The sequence below is a fragment of the Haloarcula sp. 1CSR25-25 genome, assembly GCF_032027985.1.
Lineage (GTDB): Archaea > Halobacteriota > Halobacteria > Halobacteriales > Haloarculaceae > Haloarcula.
In genome coordinates this window covers 355118-378006 of record NZ_JAHYBW010000003.1, presented here as the reverse complement: position 1 = coordinate 378006, position 22889 = coordinate 355118, and the positions used below count along the sequence as shown (strand labels likewise).

The following is a 22889-nucleotide window of genomic DNA, read 5'->3' as shown; positions in this document are numbered from 1 at the left end:
TCGCTGAAGGAACACGTCCGCCGTTCATTCACCGGCCCATTCCGGAGCCGAGACAGTGGTCGTGCCGACGTCGCTCACCCGGAGTGTGATGACGATGCGGACCTGGGAATTGGGCCGCCTGTGCGTTCGATAGAGGTGTGTCACCAGTCCCGATTCCGTGACGATGGCAGTCCCAGTTGCGTCGGTGACACCCGGATACGGGTCGCCGTCGGTCGCCAACCGGACTGTCGGCGTCGGCCCTTCAGCGGAGGCTGCAACCGCCCGCGACTCGTTGACGGAGAGATACCAGCCGAGATACCGCGAGAGCGAGGTTCGATACGAGCCCGGACCCCGCAGCGGCCGACTGGTGACACCGGTCGCGGTGCGCTCGAATTCGACACTGCCGTTCGCGTAGACGTCCTCGTCCCCGAGTGAGGGGGTGGGCGACACGAGCCGCCCGAACTCGGTCGACGTCGCGTGATACGTGGTCTCGTTTTCGACGCGAACGGTCTGGGTCCTGGCACCGGTCACCGTGTCGTCCCTGACTTCGCGGTAGCTGAGCGTGATGCGGTATGACCGACCCTGCAACTGCGACTCGTGGGCGGCGATGAGCTGTTGATAATCCGTGATACCGGTTCGGTCGACGCCGGGCGGGAACGGCGTCGCCTGGGCCGGTATCTGTGTGGGCTGTGCCGATGCCAATTGCTCGGACTCGCCCGTCTCCGCGGTCGTTATCGATAGTGTCCCCGTGGTCGGAACGGGCGAGAACTCCGCGTCGGTTGTCGTGTTGTTGTCGACGGCCGGGTCCGTGACGGAGAGCCCCAGCCCGGCAGTCCCGACGACGATTCCGACGACAACTAAGAGCCCGACGGCGAGGCCGATGTACCGTGGCTTCCGGAACGGATTCGATGGGGCCGCCGACTCGCTCTCAGCGGGTGACTGGGACCGCGCCGTCGGGGATTCGACTGCGTGCGAAGCAGCGTCTGGCGGTGGCTGCGGTTCGGACTCCGACGTATCGTCCTGTCCTGCATCGTACTGCCCTGCATCGTCCCGGGGCGCTGCGTGTGATTCGACGGGCTGTGCTGAGGGGCCGGGAACCGAGAGCGGCTGGTCGAACCAGCGCTCGAAAAGGGTCGCTGCCTCCTCGCGGTCGATGCTGTACAACAGCAGGTTCCGGAGGTCGCCGACATCGAGATAGGTATCTGCAGAGAGCCCCGCAGGATCGACCTCGGCTCCGACAATCACGATGGTATCGACTGCGTCCGGGACGGTCGTCTCGGTCGCGACACCGAGACGATGCAGTGACCCGTCCCGTTTCAGGGTCACCACGGCGTCGCTCGCATCCTTCGTAGCGACAGTCCAGCCCCGCGCGGCGTAGAGGTCGGCAATGAACCCGAGCAGGTCGCTGGGCTCGGCCGCCCGACAGAGCCGCTCGAGTTCGGACTGCGAGAGCGGGGGCATCAATCGGGTGTTTTGTGTCCAACGGTAACAATCGTTGCCCCAAATCCGGGCCTGCTGGTTTCACAGTCAGCACTCGACCCCGTCTCCGAGAGTCGACAGGCCCGAAAGGATGGACCGATACCCGGCACACTATGCCGTGAGGTCGACGACTTCGGCGTCAGCCAGGTCGGCCAGCCGGTCCGGTCCGACCGCGAACACTGCGCTTGGCGTGCCGGCGGCGGCGTGGACGACGTCATACTCGGCAAGCGTCGGGTCGACCGTCGTCGGGAGGGCCGTCTCGTGACAGATCGGGGGAACGCCGCCGATGCTCCAGCCGACCACGCTCCGGATGTCGGTGGGGTCGGCCATCGACGCGGCCGCCGCGCCGTAGTCCCGGAAGCAAGCGCTGAATATGCGGGTTTGGCGAGTCTTGTTGCGGCTGTCGGTGGATCTGATTGACAACCGAGAGATTCAGGAAATCGACTCCACCAGTCTTGCTCATCGTTCATACAGCCACAACTACACGAAACGTGTTGAAGGCACGTTTGAGTCTGTGAAAACCACGCTTCTCGTGGATTGCTCGAGAGTAAGCCTCGGCGTTCACTGCTCGATGAATACCACAGGACACACATATTGCGTGACAAGTCCTCACGAGAAATTTTGATCACTTTGGGACCGTGATCGACAAAGGCTTTGACTGGGCCAAACTCCGTCACAAATTGCGTGAAGAGGGCGTCAAACCGGTAATCAAGCACCGTGAATTCTACTAGCTCGATGCCGCTCACAATGTTCGGATTGATGATAAAACGTACCACCGTCGGTCTATCGTCGAATCGATATTTTTTCACTCCGAAGGCGGTTCGGCTCAACGATTAAAGCTCGAACGTGGCTTGGACCGTTCCGAGAGATCACTCTAAAGGCTGCTGTGAGTAACATCGTACAGTCACTTACCAACCGAACCGCGTGAATTCGAGCATCTAAACAAGACCCACAGCGCGTATTTATCAATAACGCGATTAACCTGACAGTCAAACGTCCTTATTTCCGGGCACAACGATAGCCACCATATGTTCTGCTCCACTCGTCTCTAATTCGATCTCATCGCCTTCGTCCGCCTCTACATTTTCCCACTTTCCACTCCATTGAGCTTGATTCGCCATCAGCCATCGACGAGAAACGTGTCCGTTGAATTCAGAAACGTCTAGTCGAACGTGGCCACTATCGGGGAAATATATAGCATATACGCGACCAGGGTTGACTAGAAGGTAGCATTCATCTTCAGACCGGTTCGTGAGCCGGCCCTTTTCAGTCTGATGTGGAAAACAGTTATGTGGTTTGATTAAATCCGCCACTGTTCTTAAACTTTTGACGTGGTTCAAAGCAATTGGTTTCTGACCGAGACCGTACGGTGGTCGATGGTTTCGAACCGCAGCTTGCCCCGAAAAAAGCGATCGCCACAGACGAGCAATCCCCTCATGTGACCCATCCGTCCATTCAATCTCGTCGTTTCCATATTGTTTCGTACTGTTCATCGGTACTGGTTCATTACTCAATTCTTTCCAACCCTCGGCAATTACTTGGTGATGCTGTTCTCCACTGCTCACACCGCTCTGTGAGACTTCTGCATAATCGAAGCCATGCTCTGTTACCGGCGCAACACTTGCCGAATCCCGGCGCATATCGGATACATAGACGTGCTCTTTCCTCTCACGATCGGCGAGCATCTGTATGAACTCTCTCCAATAATTAGACCACGACTGATCGGCCCAACTCTCGTTTTGAATACAAAACAGCACGTGATTGTATTCGAAAGAATGGAACAGTACTTTCTCGACAAATTTCTCTTGATAACTGAGAAGGATTTCATCATCGCGGAGTGCGGGAATACTCTTAAAGAATGGATGTGTTTCCTTCTTGTAACCAGCTGTATACTTCTTAGTAAGAATTGTTTCTTCTTCGGTGTAATTGATGTTGTTTTGTGGATTGAATGGTTGCGCTTCCCATTGAGGGAACCCATCGCTTTGCTCGGTGCGTGATTGATAGTTATGACCATCCCAGAGCTCTATTTGCGGGATAATATCACGGCGGTACGTTTCTTTGAGAAAAAGGTCGTATAACTCCCAAAACTCCTCATTCCATTCATCAAGGTCATACAGCCCATCCTCTCTTTTCAAAAACGGATAGACATCCCCTTCTCTTCTGGCGCCCATCGTGTTGCGGACGAAATTCCCTCCCGATCGTACAAGGCGGTCCATTTGTTTGACTAGGTGATAGTGATCCTTGTCGGGGGTGACGCAACTGGGGCCCTCCGTCTCCCGATGAAGCTGATCTTCAATCGCTTCGGTCGGCTGCCCCCATTGAAACAGTGCATCATTATCTGTTGCCCCAATCAGGATTATTGGTTCACCCCGATACTCCCAGTAGCGCGGGTTCGAGTCCCACGGTTTAATCCCGGGCTGGTTCGATGAATCTGATACTGTTTTGTTAGCCCCATCATCGTCGCAATCAATATCATCCTCCAAGAGAGGGGAAACAACGTTGGGCTCATCCGCAGGTTCGTCATCGCCGAGACATCCTCCAGTCGCCGCAACTCCCGTCGCCGCGACGGCAAGAAACTTACGACGATCAAGACTCTCGTCAAACATGTTAATCTTACAAGTAGGTGTGCATCATTAGATGTTTTGGAATTGACATCCTCTAGATGGAATGTCCTCAAATGAAAGAGATTCTCGTGGTGAACTCATTTTCTATATCTTGCACGCGATTTATGGCAAGATGTTAGCCGGATTGAAAACGCGGCGGTATGTGAGTACCCCCTACTCCTCATTATTGCGGCAAGTCAATAGCTTTCGTCGCTGCGAGCCACGAGGTAGCGGTAGTTCTAATATACTACACACTGTAGTACCTTATATGAGTACAGACAACGATGGGGGAGGGTAAAACGACCCGCATCACCCGGAAGGGACAGGTCACGATTCCGAAAGAATTCCGTGCAGAATTTGGTCTGAGGGAAGGCGATGAAGTTCGGTGGGAGAATGCAGAAGACGGCATCCGCATCAGAAAGGCAACGCAGTCGGCAGACCGTGGCATGCTGGTCGACGAAGATGTCCCCGAAGACAAGCGTGAAGAGATGGCAGAAGAAATGGAAACCGAAATCCGAGAGAAGCGGGAGTCGGAGTGGCAGCCGTGACCCGCTACACTGCCGATGGCGTCGCGATGGCACGGTATCTCGTTGATCAACTCAGCCGCAGACGAGGTCTTTGAGCGGGCTGAGCAGGGCGTCGATGTGATCGAAGCACCGACAATCGCAGTGAGTGAGGCTATCTGGACGGCGGTAAATAAAAAAAGAAATCGCCGATATCAAAGTCGATACGACGCCAAATGCCGTCTTACCGGGGCTCGTTAACGACGGTCCTGTCCAGGTTGCTTCTGCTGACGAGCAAGACCTGGCTGTGTGCGGGAGTCTTATCGACCACCACACGATGCATGACGCCCTGCTCATCGCGAATCATAGGGTTCGGGGGACAGAAGCAATCCTCACCAACGACCAGGCGTTTGGCAACGAGACCACTGTCTGGCGATAATCTACGCGGACCGCTGCTTTGCAGGTCGATTTTGGACGAATCGGATGCGCTCGCGAACCTGTGTCTGTTGCTGTCGAACCACCCCGCGGCGTTCGTGAATCTATTCCTATCGGGTGGAGACTCCCAGAGAGACGTGTCTTTTTGAGGGCTACGACGCGACTAGTCAGTGTGGAAGTGACTGTATACGGGCCGCTTCGGGCGGCGACGGGATCGAAGACAGTCGAGGTTACGGTCGACGGTGACACAGTTGAAACCGTGATTACGGCCTTCGTCGAGGCGTATCCGCGCGCGGAGTCACAGCTAATCGACGAGACCGGCGACCTCCGACCGAGCGTACGCGTGATGGTCGACGGCGACAGCGCCGACCGTGACGAGCGGGTGCCGCCCGACGCGGCGATCGAACTCTTTCCGGCGATGCGCGGCGGGTGACTGCCCGCGGACACCGTGTCGTTACGGTAAATTCGAGGCGAAAGCCTCGCCATTCAGGGCTGGGATGAAGCCGACCAACAGTATTCAACCGCCAACAATGGCATAGACGGGGTTCCAACACAATCTTTAATCCGTTTGACCGTGATAGTATGTATAGATGGTAAAGAGTACCCGTCATGCGAAATACGAACTCTACTACCACATAGTGTTCGTGCCGAAGTATCGGCGTTCGCACCTGACGGGGAAGACGAAGGAACGTCTCGAAGCCATCTTCGCGGAAATCTGTGAGGACAAAGGCCTCGAACTGGCCGAGTCCGAGGTTATGCCAGACCACGTACACCTATTCATCGGGAGTCCACCGAAGAACGCCCCGTCCCTCATCGTCAACTGGGTCAAGGGTATCTCCGCGCGGAAGTACAACCAACGCTACGACGACCGTATGAAGTGGACTCGCTCGTACTACGTCGGTACGGCGGGAAGCGCCTCGAAGGGAGCTGTCGAACAGTACATCGCTGAACAGGAAGGTGGCGACGAATGAAGCGCGTCAACACCTTCGAGGTGGTTCCGCAGACCCAGAACGACAAAGAGTGTCTTCTACGGCTACTCGACGCCTCCGCCTCTCTATGGAACGAGTTGACCTACGAACGCCGTCAGAACTACTTCGGTGACGGTGACGTGTGGGACACTTCGGAGTACCGAGGGCGCTACAACGGCGTCGTCGGAAGTGCGACCGTCCAACAGGTCACGCGCAAGAACAGCGAAGCGTGGCGGTCGTTCTTCGCCCTCAAGGAGAAAGGCGAGGACGCCAACCCACCGTCGTACTGGGGCAACGAGGAGGCCGGACGAGAACTCCGCACCTACATCCGAAACAACCAGTACACGATTCAGTGGGGCAAGCGTAGCCGTCTCGAAATCTCTGTCGGGCAAGAACTGAAAGACGAATACGGACTGGGCTACCACGAACGACTCCGCCTCGAAGTCCGAGGCAACCCGAAGTGGGACGGCGAACAGGGTCGTCTGGAACTTGAGTACGACGAGGTTAGCGACAGATTCAGGGCTTTTCAACCAGTCACCGTGCCTGATTCTCGACTGGATTCACCACTGGCTTCTCACGAAGCCGCCCTCGACGTTGGCGCGAACAATCTCGTCGCCTGTTCCACGACTACTGGGAACCAGTATCTCTACGACGGGCGGGAGTTATTCGGACGGTTCCGCGAGACGACAGACGAAATCGCCCGCCTACAGTCGAAACTCCGCGAGGGACGCTACAGTTCCAAGCGGATTCGACGGCTGTACCGACAACGGACGAAACGCCGTGACCACGCACAGAACGCGCTGGTGCGCGACCTCGTTGAACGACTGTACGACGAGGACGTGGCGACGGTATACGTGGGCGACTTGACCGACGTGCTGGAAACGCACTGGTCGGTCAGGGTGAACGAGAAGACGCACAACTTCTGGGCGTTCAAGAAGTTCATCCACCGCCTCGCGTGCGTCTGTGAGGAGTACGGCATTAGCCTCGAAGCCGAGTCGGAAGCGTGGACGAGTCAGACGTGTCTCGAGTGTGGCGACCACGAGGAGACGGTTCGCCACGGGGAGACGCTGACGTGTTCGTGTGGTTTCGAGGGGCACGCCGACCTCACGGCGTCAGAGACGTTCCTTCGAGAAAACAGCGATTGCGAAATCAGGCCGATGGCACGGCCCGTGCGATTCGAGTGGGACGACCACGACTGGTCGGGGAAACCACACCCTCACGAAAGTCCCAAAGAAGTGCGCACAAACCCGCAAGTTGCCTCCGTGGGTCGATAGCCGAACCCCCAACGGAGGAATCCTCGCGCTTTAGCGCGGGGAGGATGTCAAAGGTCGTACTGCTCGCGGACAGTGTCGGCCAATCCCCGCGCTTCGAGCAGGTCCATCGGGGCGAGCATCGAGAGCTGGACGACGCCGGGCAGTCGCGCTATCTCGACGCCGCCGGAGAACGTACAGCGTGCCCGGACCTCTCCCTCTGTCATGTCGAAGAGCGTCCCGGCGCGTGCGAAGGCGTTCTCGGTCGCGTCGTTGATCGTCGCGCCGGACCCGATAATCTGGACCGGCGCCGCGTCGACGACGTCGTCGACCTGGTGTTCGGAAGCGAGGGCGTCGCCCGCCTCCCGCTCGGCGTCCGTGTAGGGTTTGGCGATGTCCGGCAGGTCCGACTCGTTGGGCAGCAGGAGCGGCCCGTCGATGTCGAGGCCTTTGATGACGTCGACTTCGAGTTCGGTGCGGCCGCTCACGTCGGTGGTGTGCAGGGAGAGTTCGCCGTCGCCCTGGTTGGCGTGCAGGTCCCCGACGTAGAGCCCCGCGCCGTCGATCTCGACGGGGCAGATGAGCGTCGCTCCGGGGCGGACGTCGTTCGAGTCAAGATGGCCGTCCGTGCGGGCGTCGAGTGCCGCTTCGTCGACGAGGCCCCAGTCGTGGTCGGCACCGATGAGGAACTGGCCGAAGTCGCCGGCGTTGTGTGAATCGGGGAACTCCACCGACGGCGTCGTACCGATGTTCCCGATGAACGGTCGGGGGTGCCCGAGCGTGCCGGGGATCTCGTCGGGCTTGTACAGCAGAATCGGGTGTTGGCGGGAGTGTTCGGGCAGTGCCATCGCCTCGTGGGCCCGTTCTGCGAGGGCCTCGGCGCCATCGGGGCCGACAGTGAGCCCCACGGAGCGGTCCTCGTCGAACGCGACGGTATACCCGAACTCGAAGCCAAACGACGAGGCGTTGGCACCACACTCCGCACAGCGGATCGCGTCCTCGCCGGTGCCCTCGACGACGCTGTCGGGCCACTCGGTCCCACACTCCGGGCAGCGATGGTCGACGAACGGGTCGCTGCCGAAGGCGCCCTCGCGTTCGGCCATGCTGCCCGTACTTGTCGCGACACTGGTCACCTCGACGTCCTTGATGTGGACGACGAGTGCGTCGCCGGGCTCGGCGTTCTCGACCCGGATCGGCCGCGTCACCTCGTGGCCGCCGCGGAACTCGGGTGTGATCATCGGCCCCCAGCACGCGGGGGGCGTGTGCGTCCGAACGGTCCCGCCGTCGGCGACCGTGCCGGCCCACTCCTGGTCCGGCCCGACGAGTCCCAGTGTGAACCGATCGACGTCGAGCTCCTGCTGGATTTGCTCTGACATACAGTCTCACGCACGGTCTATGGGCGAATAAAGACTCGGCCCGGTCCGACAGGGCTCCACAGATACAGGAGTGAGGAACTACCTCTCCGCTCGCGCTATGTTACGAAATCTATGCTATTGATAAAAACACGCTGTCTCCTAAAGTAGGAGTGATACTTATTCATATCGAACACAATTTGCTAGTCAATGTCACCCGAGGAACAGTACCAGGGTGGGCTTTACCGACCGAACAGGCGGGACTTGTTGCACGTGCTCGGACTCGGCGGGGCCACGGCACTCGCAGGGTGTGACGGGCTTCTCGGTGGAGGCGGGGAACAGACTGACCGTGACGGCGACGGTGACAGCGGCGGCACAGCCACAGCGAACGGACCGGAGTCTTCGAGTTCCCGGACGGTATCCGGTGAGTACACGTCCGTCGTCGGGTCGGACGCGAACTCCCTGAACTGGCTGTACACCAACGACACGACCTCCGGAGCGTACGTCGACCTCACGCTGGACAGCGCCTGGGCAGTCGACAACGACCAGAACGTCTTCCCGCTGTGGGCGGAGCCATCGACGGAGGACGGACAGACCTACCGGATCACCCTCCGGGACAACCTCCAGTGGGGCGGCGGGTACGGACAGATGACCGCCGAGGACTGGGTGTACATGATCAGGAACGTCTTCCAGGGCGAGGACAACTGGGCGGGATACACGAACGCCGGAGACTGGTTCCGGCAGGGCGAGCCGATTCCAGTCGAGCAGGTGGACACCCACACCTTCGAGCTCAGGCTTCCGGAGGTCGATCCGACGTTCCCGCTCAAGCCGATTATGTGGGGCCAGTCCTGTCTCCCGAAAGGCATCCTCGAAAAGTACGTTCCGGACAGGGACGCGGAGGGACTCCAGCAAGACGAAGAGATCAACACGCTCCAGTACACCGGCAATCTGGGACCGTACACGTACGAGGAGTGGGAACGCGAGTCCCAGTACGTCACCGTGCGAAACGACGACTACTACCTCCGGAACGTCGAGGACCTGGGCGGGGAGTGGGGAGACGTCCCGTATTTCGAATCGTACACGGTCCAGGTGATTCCCGAGGAGTCCTCGCGGCTCAACGCGCTCCGGAACGGCGAGGTGACCATCGCCGGCATCCCACCGCGGAACGCACAGGGGTTCCAGGACAACGAGGACATCGACGTGTACGTGCAGCCACAGCCGTTCGTCCAGGCCCTGAAGTACAACATGCGCGCCAACGGGTGGGAGCTGTTCCGGGAGATTCCGGTGCGACAGGCGTTCGTCTGTGCCGTCGACAAGACGACGCTCGCGGAGAACCTCTATCGGGGCTTTGCGGAACCGGCATACACGATGCAACCGCGGTTCTCAAAGTGGTACGTCGAGGAGGGAATCCAGGAGTACACGTTCGGGACCGGTGACCTCCAGGGCCCGGGGCCGGCCAGAACGCGGATGGAGCGCGGCATCGAGGGGACACAGTACGCGTACGACGGGGAGACGCTGGTCAACCCGGACGGCGACCCCGTGACGCTGTCGCTGTACGCCAGTTCGGCCAGCAACACGAACCAGACCCTGGCGGAACTGGTCGGCCAGCAGATCGAGTCCAACCTGGGCATCAGCATCCAGATCGAGACCATCCCCGGGAACACGTTTCAGCAACAGTACGCGTCGAACGCCCCGCCGGAGGGCGAGGACGTCCCCTGGAGCTCCGGGACGTTCAACGGCGGGCCGCGAGACGTCTCCGTCAGTCAGGAACCGTGGGACATGTCGGTCGTCCTGGGGTTCAACACGTATCCCAGAACGCCGAGTTCGAGCGCGACGTTCTTCCGGGAGCGGGGGAACGCCAACTACGCGGGCTACGTGCCGGAATCGAACATCCCGGAGCTGTATGCGGAGGCGTCCAGAACCGTCGACGAGGCCGAGCGCCAGGAGCTGTTCGGGCAGGTGTTCCGACAGATCGCCCGGGAGCAACCCTTCGGATTCCTGCTGATGGAATCGGACATCACAGGTGCACAGGACCCACTCGTCGGGCCCAGCGATACTTTCGCCAGTGGGTGGGACTACCAGCGGTACTACTTCGATAGATGAAGTGGTACGTCGTCCGCCGGTTGCTCTGGGCGGTCGTCGCGACGTTTGTCATCCTCTCAATCACCTGGGCGCTGTTGCTCGTGACACAGGAGCAGGCGCTGGCATCGATTCAGTTCCAGGCGGCCGTCTCCGGCGGTGACGCGGAGGCCGCGCGGGAGGCATACGAACAGCGACGGGGGTTGGACCGGCCGCTGTGGCGACAGTACGTCGACTACATGACGAACATGGCGACGTTCAACTGGGGGTACAGCACCTCTCGTGGCCAGCCGGTGACCGCGGCGCTTCTGGATGCCCTTCCGTACACGGTCATGTACTCGGTCCCCTGGACGATACTGACGGTGGTGTTCGGGCTGTCAGTCGGCCTGTACTCGGCGACACACCAGTACTCGAAGTTCGACTACGCGGCGACGTTCGTCGCCTTCTTCGGCTACGCCATCCCGAACTTCTGGTTCGGGATCATCCTGCTCGTCGTCTTCGGCGTCCACCTCGACCTCGTCCCCATCGTGTTCGACCCCGACGTCCCCGTGTTCAGTCTGGCCAACGCCAGACAGCTCGTCCTGCCGGTGTTCGTCCTGACCACTGGCTCGATTGCCAGTCTCGCGCGCTACTCACGGGCGGAGGCCCTGGAGTACGTCCAGGCGACGTTTACGAAGACGGCGAGGGCGAAAGGCGCCTCGGAGCGACGGATACTGCTCAGGCACGTGTTCCGGCCGGCCGCCGTCCCGCTATCGACGATTCTCGTCGCCGACCTGCTCGGTCTGTTCATCGCCAGTTCGTACCTCGTCGAGGTGGTGTTTGGCATCCCCGGACTCGGTCAGTTGAGCTTCCGGGCCATCCAGAACCAGGACACGCCGCTCGTACTCGCGACGACGCTGATCGGCGTGTTCATCGCCATCGTCGGGAACCTCCTCCAGGACATCGCGTACACCGTCCTGGACCCCCGAATCGACTACGGTGATCGCTGATGAGTTCTGATACCCCCCGTCGTCGGTTCGAGGACATCGACTGGGACGCCGACCGGGGCGTCGGGCTCACCCGGCAAACGAGCGGGTTCCTCGCGTCGCTGCTCGTGCTCGCGGCCCTGTTCCTCTACGATTACCTCCGTCCGTCACCGCTGTTCGAGCCGAACGCCGTACTGGGCCAGGGCTGGGACATCACGCAACTGGACTGGCTGTTCACGCTGTCCCTGCTGTTGTTTTGCTTCTACGTTCTCGTCCCGCTGTGGACGAACCGGCGGATGGCCGCCCACTACTGGCGCGAGTTCCGGAAGAACCGCGCCGCCGTCGTCAGTCTCGGCTACCTGGTGGCCCTGTTTACCCTCGGGCTGGTCGGACCGCTGCTCGTCGGGAGACCGTCGGTCGAACTGATACAGAGCTACCAGCCGCCGGTCGGCGTGGCCGTCGACAGTTCGATTCCGCTGCAATGTGTCGGTCGGGTGGCGAACGGGCAGTGCCACGGGAGCTGGGCGTTCCCCCTTGGGACGACGGGCGAGGGCAAGGACATCCTCGCGCTGGTCGTCCTGGGCATGCGGGTCTCCATCCGAATCGGCCTGATCACATCGTTTCTCATCATCAGCATCGGTGCGACCGTCGGAACCGTGGCCGCCTATCTCGGCGGTCTCGTCGACGAGGTACTGATGCGATACGTCGACATCCAGCAGGTGTTTCCGTCGTTCCTGTTGTACATCCTCCTCATCTATCTCTTCGGCGGGAGCCTGCTGATGTTCATCCTCGTCTTCGGGCTGCTCAGCTGGGGCGGCACCGCGCGACTGGTCCGGAGTGCAGCCCTCCAGCGGTCCGAGGACGAGTACGTCGAGGTCGCTCGCTGTGCCGGCGCGGACGCGAAACACGTCATCCGACGCCACATCCTCCCGAACGTCTCCGGGACGGTCATCACGAACCTGACGCTCCTGATTCCCGCACTCATCCTGTTCGAAGCCGGCCTGGCGTTCCTCTCGCTCGGTGACCCCACGATTCCCTCCTGGGGACAGACCATCGCGGCCGGGCGGTCCGACCTCGGGACGGCGTGGTGGGTCTCGACGGTCCCCGGTGTCTTCCTCTTTCTCACCATTCTGGCGTTCAATTTCGTTGGCGATGCGCTGCGGGACGCCCTCGACCCGCGCTCGGAGGGGAGCGGATGAGCGACCAGCGCCACGCCGTGACGGGCGCGTCACGGACTGCTCCGCTCCTGTCCGTTCGGGACCTCACCGTCGAGTTCGAGACCGACTCGGGCCGGCTCCGGGCCGCAGACGGCGTCTCCTTCGACGTCGACCGGGGCGAGACGGTCTGCATCGTCGGCGAGAGCGGGAGCGGCAAGACGGTGACGGCAGAGAGTATCACTCGACTGATTCCGATGCCGCCCGGGCGAATCGTCGACGGGTCGGTCACGTTCGACGGCCGCGACCTGGTGACGCTCTCGAAGCGACAGTTGCGCGAGGTTCGGGGGAACCGCATCGCACACGTGTTCCAGAACCCGCAGGACGCCCTCAACCACTGTTACACGGTCGGGTGGCAGGTCCGCGAAGCGGTTCAGTTACACGAGGACGTCGGGCGGGCCGAGGCCAAGGAGCGCGCGGTGACGCTGCTCGACGAAGTCGATATCCCCGACGCGTCGAGCCACTACGACGCCTACCCGCACGAACTGTCAGGCGGGATGAAACAGCGGGTCGCCGTCGCGATGGCGCTCGCGGCCAATCCCGACCTTCTGATCGCCGACGAACCGACGACGGCGCTGGACGTGACCATCCAGGCTCAACTGCTTGACCTCCTCCAGCGACTCCAGTCGGAGTTCGGCATGTCTGTCTTGCTCATCACCCACGACCTGGGGGTCGTCGCCGAGGTGGCCGACCGGGTCGTCGTGCTGTACGCAGGCGCTGTCATGGAACGCGGGAGCGTCTACGACGTCTTAGAGTCGCCCGCCCACCCGTACACGCGAGCCCTCTTCGACTGTCTCCCCGGGCGAGGCACGGACATAGACACGATTCCCGGGAGGCTCCCTGACCTCCACGACGTGTCGGCGGGCTGTCGGTTCGCCGACCGCTGTGCGTACGCCCGGGACGCCTGTTTCACCGGCGACCAGCCGCCCCTGCACGACCTCGGCGACGGACAGGCGGCGTCCTGTATCCACTACGGGCCGGACGGCGACCCGGCAGTGTTGGGGAACGGGCAGGCAGGTGAGCGCACCGATGAGTGAGCCCCCGCTGCTGGAGGTCGAAGGCCTCTGCAAACACTACCCTGTTACAGAGGGAATCCTCAAGCGGGAGGTCGGCCGGGTGCGAGCCGTCGATGGCATCGACCTGACGGTCGGATACGGGGAGACGGTCGGTATCGTCGGCGAATCCGGCTGCGGGAAATCGACCGCCGCCAGGGCGCTGTTGCGACTGGTTGAACCGACCGCCGGGTCGATTCGGTTCGACGGACGGGAGGTGACGGCGTTCGACGACGCCGAACTCAAGGCCTTCCGGCGGAACGCCCAGATGATATTCCAGGACCCCAGCGCCAGTTTCGACCCGCGGATGTCCATCGGGGAGTCGGTCGCGGAGCCGCTCGTCATCCACGGCGTGACGGACCGGGAGCTACGCCGTGACGTGGTTTCGGACCTGCTGGAACGGGTGGGCCTCTCCGCGGACGACATCGACAGGTACCCCCACGAGTTCTCCGGAGGGCAGAAACAGCGAATCGCACTGGCCAGAGCGCTCGTTTTGAATCCGGACCTGCTGATAGCCGACGAACCGACGAGCGCACTGGACGTCTCGGTCCAGTCCGAGGTCCTCTCCTTGCTCCGGGAACTGCAATCGGAGTTCGACCTCAGTGTCATCGTCATCAGTCACGACATGAGCGTGATCCGGGAGCTCTGCGACCGGATCGCGGTGATGTACCTCGGCGAGGTCGTCGAGATGGCGCCGACCGAGCGATTGTTCGAAGCACCGTCACACCCCTACACGGAAGTGCTCGTCTCTTCGATACCGACACTCGACCCACGAGCACGCGGCGGGCGGACCATCCTCTCCGGGGACGTGCCGTCGGCGGCGAACCCTCCGAGTGGGTGTCGCTTCCACACGCGGTGCCCGAAAGTCATCCCACCCGACGGCTACGATTTCGAGCAGTCCGCCTGGCGGGCGGTGCTCGATTTCAGACAGCGACTCCGCGAGGAGGGGATTGACCACGAAACCGTCCGGGAGTTCGTCGCTGCCGAGACCGGCGTCGCAACCGAAGATGTCACGGACCGCCAGACACGGCAGGCTATCCGCGACGAGTTCGACATGCCCCAACAACTGGGCGATAGCCGGGCTGACCGGGTCGTGAGGGACGCACTCGACCTCGTTCTCGAGGGCGAGGGCGACCGCGCACACGAACTGCTCGTCGAGACGTTCCCGACAGTGTGTGCCCGGGAAGAACCGCAATCGGTGTCAGTAGCGGAGGGTCACCGCGCCGCCTGTCATCTAGCCGACTCCGAGGGCTGGCAACAGTTCAGGGAGGATTCGGCCACGCCGGAAGACTGACCGCCGGTACAGGGAACGGTGACTGATTCGACGATTAGATTACGACCGGACTGACCCACATACAGAACCGCGTCAGTCGAGCATCCCGATCTGGTCCGCGGTAAAACCGAACACGTCCTCGTAGCCGTAGGCCGAGAGCAGGACCGGGTGGAACGGCTCCTCCGCGATGACGGTTTCGTCGTCAGCCGCCGCCACACGATCGCCTTCGAGAACCTGCTCGAAGTTCCGGACGAACACCTCGTACTGGTCGGCCGCCGTCTTCGGAATCGGCTCACCCAGCTGGAACACTGGCAGTGACCTGTCCCGCTTCGGGGACGCGTCAGCGGTGACGCCGGTGGCGGCGAGGAACTCCCGGATGACCTGCTCGGCGTTCTCGGCGGCCTCCGGTGAACCCTGGTAGCCACACTCGACTTCGAGCACGGAGTCCACCGTCGCGATCATTCGCCCCTCGTTTGCGCCTTTCGTCTGCACGACGGCGTCGACGGAGAGCGAGCTACAGAGGGCCTCCATCTCCGGCGTGAGTTCGTCGACGAGGGCGAACATCCCCTCGTAGGACTGCGTGGAGTGCAGCGATAGCACGGTGCAGTCCCGGAGTTCTTCGGCGATGGCGGCCGCAAGTCGTGTCTCGCGGGACTCGCCGTCGGCGTCGCCTGGGAACGAGCGGTTGAGGTCCGTGTCGAGATATCGCCTGTTCGCTTCCAGCGCGGCCTCGTTCGCGATGATGAACTTGACCGGTCGTTCGACTGCAGGTGGGTCGGCGAGGACGGCTTCGATGCCGTCCCGGCCGCACGGTTCGTCGCCGTGGATGCCCCCCACGACGGCCACCTCCGGAACCCCGTCTCCCAGTTGCTCGATTCGCATCTACCCGTGATACCACCTCCAGCCTTTAGAATTCCCCGGAACCGGTCAGTGTTCGAGCGACTCTGCGAACTCGAGGTCTTCCGGACGACACGTCGGGTACTCGCCGTCGAGGCGGATCTGCCACCCGTGCAGCACTGACGGGTCAGACAGCGCGTTCGTCACTGTCGTTCGCACGTCCAGCAGGTCGACGCCGTAGTAGTCGTTGGGGACGCCTCGGAAGTACTGTAGCGAGGTGCGAAACAGCGACCGCATCCCGTCGTCGTCCTCGAAGTCGAAGTGCTTGTACGCGCCCGCGGCGACCTGCACCATTCCGTGGAGGAACTTGCTCTCGGTGTTCCCGCGGCCGTAGTTGTACCACTCGTCCTCGAAGCAGTCATGCGATTCGTGGAACTCTCCGGAGTTGTACAGACGGACGCCGTGAACGACGGCCCGCCTGAGCGTCTCGTGTTCCCACTGTCCGTCGGCCCGCCACCCCGATGGGTTTCCGTCAGGGGGCCCGACGGTCGGGTCGCGCGTATGGTCGTCCATGCGTACGCTACTGTCTCACGGGGGGTCAAACCACCGGTTCTACCGGCCAACATCCCGCCAAACCGAGTCGCTTCCGTACGACATTTATACCGCACTGCCGTGAGTACGGAATGCAATGCGCGTGCGAGGGTAGCCAAGCCAGGAAACGGCGGCGGACTCAAGATCCGCTCCCGTAGGGGTCCAAGGGTTCAAATCCCTTCCCTCGCACTGTTGGACCGATACGGTCCCTCGCAAACAGTGCTGGAAGACTCGCACGGAGCGGTCTTCCCTCGCAATTCTCGAATTAGTGTCCAGCGACGTGTCTCGGCACTGTAGTGAAGCGTATTCTGACCCCACTTCGCTCTGGTACCGATTGGGTTTCAAAGAGCGCATTCTCTGGCACATTCCGCTCGAACAAGTGGGTCAGTGTCATGCTCCCGAGTATTCCAGAGGGGCGGTCAGAACCTCGGAACCAAGTCTCTGACTGGTTATCGGTGTGTAGCATAGCGGGTATCCTCACGAGTTTGTCTAAACGAAAAACAGCGCGAGTTCCCCGCCCCACCGTGGGCGGGGGTGAAGCGCGTCACTCCGGCGCGTGTTCCGTCTCTTCGATATACCGTTCAACCACTTCCTCCGACACCGCTCCCGTCGTTCCCACGTAGTACCCAACCTTCCAGAATCCGCCACCCCAGAAATACGACTCCCGAATTTCGGGATACCGCTCCAGCAAGTGCTTACCCGAATACGACTTGAATTGCCGAGCGATGTCTGCCGGACTGTGCTTCGGGTCTGTTTGCAGGAACAGGTGTACGTGGTCGTCCGCGATCTCCAACGTCAGAATCTCGTGCCCAAAGTGGTCAGTAGTCTCACCAAACAACTCTCGCACATCGTCCTCCAGTACATCCAGAACCGGGTGGCGGTACTTGGGACATCAGACGAAGTGATACTTACAGGAACTAACCGAATATGCATGACTGCGGTACTCTTCCATCCCTAATCCCTACATTTATGACAGTCTGTAACGATAGTCATCGTATGGGTGAGGAAGCTACGAAGACGATTCAGACGCGCCTTCACATAGCGTCTGGTGAACGGTCGTGGCTTCACGACGCCCGCCTCGCCTCACGCGAGATATTCAACCAAACCATCCGCCTCAAACAGCAAGGGTACACGCGTACCGAGATACAGAAAGAGGTTGACCGCGACGACTTCTTGCGGAACAACAAGTGCGCGGTCGTCGGCAAAGCCCTCCAAACGTGGGACTCTTACCAGTCACTCAAAGATTGGTGGGAGAATCAAGACGACCCTGATGGCGGCAAGCCGACGCCGCCGAGTACGGACAAATCCGGTGCGTACCCGCTCGTGATGGCTCACACAGAAGGCTACCGCCTCACCGTAGACGATGACACGAACCGCTTCCAGTTCCGCATCAGCCCGAAACCCTACAAGAAGGTGAACGGACACCTGCGCGGCGAACCGGACGCGATGGACGAACTCCGATACGCCCTCACATCGGATGAGGTGGATGTTGGGCAGGCCGAACTCCTGTACCGCGATGGCGTGTACTACCTACACGTCACGGTCACACGCGAGTTCGACGTGCCCGAACCCAACACCGCTGATACTATGCTTGGCGTGGACATCAACGAGCGCAACGTCGCTCTCACAGCCCTCGACCGCGAGACGGTGCAGACGAAGGGCACGCTCGTCCTCGACTACGGACGGGTCAAGCAGGAACGCCAACGCTATCACACCATCACCACTCGCTGTCAGGAACACGGGAAGACAAGCATCCACCACGAACTCGGTGGCAAGGAGGAACGATTCACCGAGTGGGTGTTGCATCGTCTTTCCCGTGCTGTCGTGGAGTTCGCAGAGCAGTTCTCGAACCCGGTCATCGTGTTCGAGAATATGAGCCGCATCCGCGACTAACTCGATTACGGGACGTACATGAACCGCCGTTTGCACAAACTCCCGTTCCACAAGTTCGAGAAATTCGTCTCGTACAAGGCGACGTGTCGAGAGATTCCCACGGATACAGTGGATGCTTACTATAACTCGAAGACGTGTTCGTGCTGTGGTGAGTGTGGGTACCGGCAGGGTCGGCGGTTCCGGTGTACGGACGACGAGTGTGAATTGGTGCAAGACCACGCTGACCGGAATGCGTCGGTGAACATCGCGTGGCGTGAGAAGGCGAAACTCGACGGTAACACGACGAATTACCGGACTCACAAAACCCAACCGCAGGTGCGATTGGTGCGTCTGTCCGGGTCGGGGCGTGTAAGCCGCCCAACCTCATCCCGCTCGCTTGCCGAGCAAGGAGTGCTAGCGCACGGCTGAGGGAATTACAAAAGCCTCGGGCCACCGCGCCCGAGGCTGTTTCCTCCATGCATTATACCAGGTTGTTTCAGTGCATTTAATCGTAAATGCTGAATACCATTAATCATACATCACGTGATTGTCTTTAAATCCAATTGATGGCTATTTCAGTCATAAATTAATACATTAAAATTCCAATTACAAAATTTCTATCATTAATGAGGGGTTCTATACATATAGAGGGCTTTAGTGGGCTTCTAACGAGGTTCAAGTATTGTCACTACACAAGAAATATACCACAGGCATCTGTACTGTTTCAGCAATGGTAAAAACCCGAATACTAAAAACGGCTGTCATCTTCGTGATGGCAGTTGCGTTGGTACTCGCTGGTCCGTTATCGGTAACCTCCACTGTCGGGGCAACACCCGTTTCTGAGAGTCAATCGATACCAGTGACCGAAAACGTCGACGTGTGGGAACGGTCGCCGCTCACACTCCGAACGACGTCAGAGGGACCGACTACGATAGCGACACCCCAGACGTTCGTCAACGTGGAGTCGGCCGCGACCGGCGACCTACCGCTCAATAAGCGCACGGTGACTGTCCACGAACGTGACGAACCGATAAACATGTCCTTCGAACCCAGGATCGGGGCCGGAACGAGAGCCCTCGCCGGCGAGGAGGCACAACTGCTGGCCGTCAGGGTCGAGGAGGCACCGACCACGGAAGGTGTAGACACAAGCGATATCTCGACCTCGCTCGGAGATGTCTTCGCAAATAACTCGGACATCACGTCGTCGGAACTGCTCGATGACGCGGACGGCGTCGGAGCGGTAGACGAAGACGGCGAACTGAACGCGTCCTACACGCCCAAATCAGGTGGCGCATACGCCTTCGTCCTGGTGACTGTCGACGAAGGTGACGAAGGGCTGTCGGTTTCGGACGGCAACGTCTCGGTCAATGGGGATGTGACTGTCGTCGGTGTCGAACAGGCCATTGTGCAGGACAACGCCTCGACCGTCGAACTGACTCAGAACCCCGCCAATCCTGGCGACGATGTCACTCTGAACGTCGATACGGAAATCGAAGACGAAAACGCCACGCACGCAGTGTTACTGGTCAGACGGGGTGAACTCGAGCGACAGTCAAGCACCGTGACTGTGTCGGGTGAACTGAACGAGAGCTTTAGCCAGGACCAGATATCCGTCGAGAACTCTTTCGACACCGTCAGTGGTGTCGCAACGGTCGGCGACAGTACCAGACTTGCGGGTGCCGATTTCTCAGGGATTCAGTCGATTCCCGCGGTCGGGTTGCAGGGACTGTTCGGTATGGTGCTCTCCGAAGCCGAACCAGGCGCTGACGGCGACGTTATCCATGCATCTACCACGGTCCTCAGTGGCGACCCAGACGGGAACGTGACGGTCCAAACGCTGGACACCTGGCCAAACGGTGCGTACCAGTACGTTCACGTCGCGGTGGGCAACGAGTCAGGGACGATCAACTCGGATACCGGGACGGTGACGCTGAGCCAGGCCGGTGGTCCTGACAACGGTGGCGGTCCGGGCGATGGCGGCGGCCCGGGTAGCGGAGGCGGTCAGGGCAACGGCGGTGGCCCGGACAACGCTGGAGACGACGAGGAAGACGAAGAGGAGTAATAGACCCCGGACACTCGCTCAGGGACTCAATTTACTGACCGAGGCATCTAGTACGGCACCGCGTTCCCGTGCCGTAATCGAGACCGCAACAACTATTACAAGAGCGTTGATGCCGTAAGATATTTGCTCGTAACCGCCTCGGATTGTTCTACTTCTGCCGGACACAGATGCGGCAGCGTACCGGCAACTGATTCTGCCGGAGCACTCCCAGATTTCCGAGGGTCCAGATGTCTCGCAGGCTGTGACTGCCGCCTGATAGCGTCTAATGTCACTGCATAAGAATTATACCACACCCCTCCGAAAAAATTCAGTAATGTGTAAAACAATAAGAAGAAAACACGCTGTAATTTGTGCGATTGCAGTACTACTGGTGCTTGCCGCCCCCCTGTCGGTGATGTCAGCAGGTGCCACGCCAGTCGATGAAGGGCAGACGACGGCGGTGACGGAGAACGTAGACGTCTGGGAGCGGTCACTGCTCCCGCTTCGGACGACCTCTACAGGCCCGACGACGATTGCCGCCCCGCAGACGTTCATCAACATCGAGTCTGCCTCGACAGGCGACGTCCCTCTCAACCGGGAGCAGTACACGATTCACGAGGCTGGCGAGCCGGTCGATCTGACGTTCGAGTCGACCGTCGGGGCTGGCACGTCAATCGTTGCCGGCGACGAGGCGCAACTACTCGCTGTCAAGCTCTCTGAGGTGCCAAGTGCGTCCGGGTTCAGTGACGGAAGCGTGAGGACCGAACTGGCTAGCATTTTCACGAACGACTCCAGTGCCCAGTCGGTCGAGCTGCTAGACGATTCGGATGGGGTCGGCTCGATAGACGACAACGGCGTGCTCGAAACCTCGTACACGCCGGACTCGGGCGGTGCCTACGGTTTCATCCTGGTCACCGTCGATGACGGGGAGGGCCTGTCGGTCGAAGACGACAGCGTCTCGACTGATGGGAACGTGACCGTCGTCGGCGTCGAACAGACGCTGGTTCAGGACGGCGCATCGACTGTCGAGGCGACCGGTGACGACTTGGCCGCTGGTGACAACCTCACGCTAGACATCGAGACCGACCTGGGGGACGACGCTGTCACGCACGCAGTGCTGGTGTTCGACGAGGACGAACTCCAGCAGCGGGCGAGCACGGTCCGCGTGAGCGGTGACCTCGACGAGGGTCTCTCGGAGGATCAGGTTACGGTCGAGAATTCCTTCGACGGGGTCAGCGGAGTGTCGACGACCGGGAGTGACGCCAGTCTCACCGAAGACGGATCGACGGCAGGGGCGATGCCGTCAGGGGGACTGATCGGCCTGTTCGGGTTCGTTCTCTCCGAAGCATCGCCGGAGTCGACCGGCGACGACGTGATACACGCGTCGGCGACGACGGTGTCTGCAAGTCCTGATACTACCGTCAGCGTCGAAACGTTGGACTCCTGGCAGAACGGGACGTACACGTACGTTCATATCGCCGTTGGCGAAGACTCCAACGAGATTTATTCCGACTCCGGAACGGTCACGCTGTCACAGTCGAGCGGGACCGACTCGGAGGACAATAGTAGTGGTACCGGTAGTGGTACTGACAGCGATGATGGGAGCAGTGACACCGACGACACCACCGAGAGCACTGATAGCGACGACAGCGATGACGGTGGCAGCGACGACGGCAGTGACAGCGACACCTCCGATGGCGGGAGCGACGAGACTGCCACTGACGAGGACACTGTGGAAGCCGATACTGAGGACGACGCCACAGCCGAAACCGACGACGAAACCGACGCTGACGATGGGTCTGAAGCGGACGGAACCGAAGACGAGCCGACGGAGGCAGCTACAACCGCCGGTGGCGGGGCAGAGCAACCCGACGACGGAACCCCGACCGGAACCACGAGTTCGAGCGGCCCCGGGTTCACGGTGCTCGTCACCGTGCTAGCGCTGCTAGGAGTCGGGTTCCTCGCACGCCGAAACTGAGATACTCCCGCTGTTCACATTGTGGTTTTCTCTTCAGGTCTTACGTTACCGTTGCTTCTGATTATGCATCTATAGCTTGCAAATAAAATATTTCTAACGGGGACAAACTTATAGCATTTCCTATACATAGGTGTGTGTGTGGCGTGTACACAATGGGAGAGTACGCAGAGACTTCTCATACGGCTAACATAAGATGCATCGAGTGCAATTCACCGGTGGTGTTCACAATCAACGAAGAGTACCTTTGTCTCACCTGTGGCAAAACACCGGTCAGAGTCACGGTCCTACCCTGAATTGTCCCGTTAAGTCCCCGTTTGTGAATATTCGACACAGCGATCCGTAGTTTGGAGGTAACTGGCAGGTTATCTGAATCGGTTCGTTTGCCAGGTAACTTCGGCTGGCAGCAATTGGTAGATGC

At 60.3% G+C, this 22889-nt stretch carries 16 protein-coding genes, 1 tRNA gene and 3 pseudogenes; 13 read left to right on the top strand and 7 right to left on the bottom strand.

The genetic code is table 11. The features are described 5' to 3' along the window. Nucleotides 1–24: 24 nt before the first annotated feature. The 3 genes and pseudogenes from KZ498_RS11700 to KZ498_RS11690 form a co-directional block, all read right to left on the bottom strand. Nucleotides 25–1440 carry a hypothetical protein gene (locus KZ498_RS11700; RefSeq protein ID WP_312619007.1) on the bottom strand — a complete coding sequence of 472 codons (1416 nt, stop codon included), beginning with the start codon at nucleotides 1438–1440 and terminating at the stop codon, nucleotides 25–27. Nucleotides 1441–1569: 129 nt separating this feature from the next. Further along, a pseudogene (locus KZ498_RS11695) lies at nucleotides 1570–1809 on the bottom strand (YbaK/EbsC family protein); the annotation flags it as partial. A gap of 638 nt (nucleotides 1810–2447) precedes the next feature. Continuing rightward, the gene (locus KZ498_RS11690) at nucleotides 2448–4064 is read right to left on the bottom strand and encodes a hypothetical protein (RefSeq protein WP_312619005.1); all 1617 of its coding nucleotides are present in this window, start codon (nucleotides 4062–4064) and stop codon (nucleotides 2448–2450) included. Between the two features lie 281 nt (nucleotides 4065–4345). Here KZ498_RS11690 and KZ498_RS11685 point away from each other — a divergent pair, with 281 nt between their 5' ends. From KZ498_RS11685 to KZ498_RS11670, 4 genes are all read left to right on the top strand, one after another. Next, on the top strand, nucleotides 4346–4609 hold the full coding sequence (locus tag KZ498_RS11685; RefSeq protein WP_312619004.1) for an AbrB/MazE/SpoVT family DNA-binding domain-containing protein: 264 nt from the start codon (nucleotides 4346–4348) through the stop codon (nucleotides 4607–4609). 562 nt (nucleotides 4610–5171) lie between these two features. Next, entirely contained in the window at nucleotides 5172–5432 is a 261-nt protein-coding gene (locus KZ498_RS11680) for a ubiquitin-like small modifier protein 1 (protein ID WP_312619002.1), read from the top strand. A 157-nt stretch (nucleotides 5433–5589) separates the two neighbouring features. Continuing rightward, the gene (tnpA, locus tag KZ498_RS11675) at nucleotides 5590–5970 is read left to right on the top strand and encodes an IS200/IS605 family transposase (protein WP_312619000.1); all 381 of its coding nucleotides are present in this window, start codon (nucleotides 5590–5592) and stop codon (nucleotides 5968–5970) included. After that, the gene (locus KZ498_RS11670; protein WP_312618998.1) at nucleotides 5967–7241 is read left to right on the top strand and encodes a transposase; all 1275 of its coding nucleotides are present in this window, start codon (nucleotides 5967–5969) and stop codon (nucleotides 7239–7241) included. The genes tnpA (KZ498_RS11675) and KZ498_RS11670 overlap by 4 nt, the downstream gene beginning before the upstream one ends. Before the next feature lie 47 nt (nucleotides 7242–7288). Here KZ498_RS11670 and KZ498_RS11665 read toward each other — a convergent pair whose 3' ends face one another. Further along, a complete protein-coding gene (locus tag KZ498_RS11665; RefSeq protein WP_312618997.1) occupies nucleotides 7289–8593 on the bottom strand; it encodes an acetamidase/formamidase family protein in 1305 nt (434 codons plus the stop codon). Between the two features lie 186 nt (nucleotides 8594–8779). Here KZ498_RS11665 and KZ498_RS11660 point away from each other — a divergent pair, with 186 nt between their 5' ends. The 5 genes from KZ498_RS11660 to KZ498_RS11640 are packed head-to-tail and all read left to right on the top strand — an operon-like array spanning nucleotide 8780 to nucleotide 15173. Beyond that, nucleotides 8780–10672: an ABC transporter substrate-binding protein gene (locus KZ498_RS11660; RefSeq protein ID WP_312618995.1), complete on the top strand. Its 1893-nt coding sequence runs from the start codon at nucleotides 8780–8782 to the stop codon at nucleotides 10670–10672. Next, entirely contained in the window at nucleotides 10669–11637 is a 969-nt protein-coding gene (locus tag KZ498_RS11655) for an ABC transporter permease (RefSeq protein ID WP_312618994.1), read from the top strand. The genes KZ498_RS11660 and KZ498_RS11655 overlap by 4 nt, the downstream gene beginning before the upstream one ends. Next, the gene (locus tag KZ498_RS11650) at nucleotides 11637–12812 is read left to right on the top strand and encodes an ABC transporter permease (protein ID WP_312618993.1); all 1176 of its coding nucleotides are present in this window, start codon (nucleotides 11637–11639) and stop codon (nucleotides 12810–12812) included. Before KZ498_RS11655 ends, KZ498_RS11650 begins: the two co-directional genes overlap by 1 nt. Continuing rightward, nucleotides 12809–13864 carry an ABC transporter ATP-binding protein gene (locus KZ498_RS11645; RefSeq protein ID WP_312618991.1) on the top strand — a complete coding sequence of 352 codons (1056 nt, stop codon included), beginning with the start codon at nucleotides 12809–12811 and terminating at the stop codon, nucleotides 13862–13864. The genes KZ498_RS11650 and KZ498_RS11645 overlap by 4 nt, the downstream gene beginning before the upstream one ends. After that, complete coding sequence (locus KZ498_RS11640; protein ID WP_312618990.1) at nucleotides 13857–15173, top strand: ABC transporter ATP-binding protein; 1317 nt, start codon at nucleotides 13857–13859, stop codon at nucleotides 15171–15173. Before KZ498_RS11645 ends, KZ498_RS11640 begins: the two co-directional genes overlap by 8 nt. A gap of 72 nt (nucleotides 15174–15245) precedes the next feature. On the opposite strand, the gene KZ498_RS11635 is transcribed toward KZ498_RS11640, so the two are convergent. Together KZ498_RS11635 and KZ498_RS11630 are read right to left on the bottom strand one after the other, a co-directional pair. Then, a complete protein-coding gene (locus KZ498_RS11635; protein WP_312618988.1) occupies nucleotides 15246–16034 on the bottom strand; it encodes a succinylglutamate desuccinylase/aspartoacylase family protein in 789 nt (262 codons plus the stop codon). A gap of 45 nt (nucleotides 16035–16079) precedes the next feature. Beyond that, nucleotides 16080–16562 (bottom strand): DUF309 domain-containing protein, encoded by a 483-nt coding sequence (locus KZ498_RS11630; RefSeq protein WP_312618987.1) that lies wholly within the window; start codon nucleotides 16560–16562, stop codon nucleotides 16080–16082. A gap of 123 nt (nucleotides 16563–16685) precedes the next feature. Between KZ498_RS11630 and KZ498_RS11625 the strand changes: the two genes are divergently transcribed. Beyond that, nucleotides 16686–16769 (top strand) — tRNA-Leu (locus tag KZ498_RS11625). A gap of 355 nt (nucleotides 16770–17124) precedes the next feature. Here KZ498_RS11625 and tnpA (KZ498_RS11620) read toward each other — a convergent pair. After that, nucleotides 17125–17532: pseudogene (tnpA, locus tag KZ498_RS11620) on the bottom strand (IS200/IS605 family transposase). A gap of 44 nt (nucleotides 17533–17576) precedes the next feature. On the opposite strand from tnpA (KZ498_RS11620), the pseudogene KZ498_RS11615 reads away from it, so the two are divergent. The 3 genes and pseudogenes from KZ498_RS11615 (at nucleotide 17577) to KZ498_RS11600 (ending at nucleotide 22471) form a co-directional block, all read left to right on the top strand. Next, nucleotides 17577–18881, top strand: a pseudogene (locus KZ498_RS11615) (RNA-guided endonuclease TnpB family protein). A gap of 343 nt (nucleotides 18882–19224) precedes the next feature. Next, a complete protein-coding gene (locus KZ498_RS11605) occupies nucleotides 19225–20514 on the top strand; it encodes a PGF-CTERM sorting domain-containing protein (RefSeq protein WP_312618983.1) in 1290 nt (429 codons plus the stop codon). Nucleotides 20515–20908: 394 nt separating this feature from the next. Beyond that, entirely contained in the window at nucleotides 20909–22471 is a 1563-nt protein-coding gene (locus tag KZ498_RS11600) for a PGF-CTERM sorting domain-containing protein (protein ID WP_312618981.1), read from the top strand. Nucleotides 22472–22889: the final 418 nt, after the last annotated feature.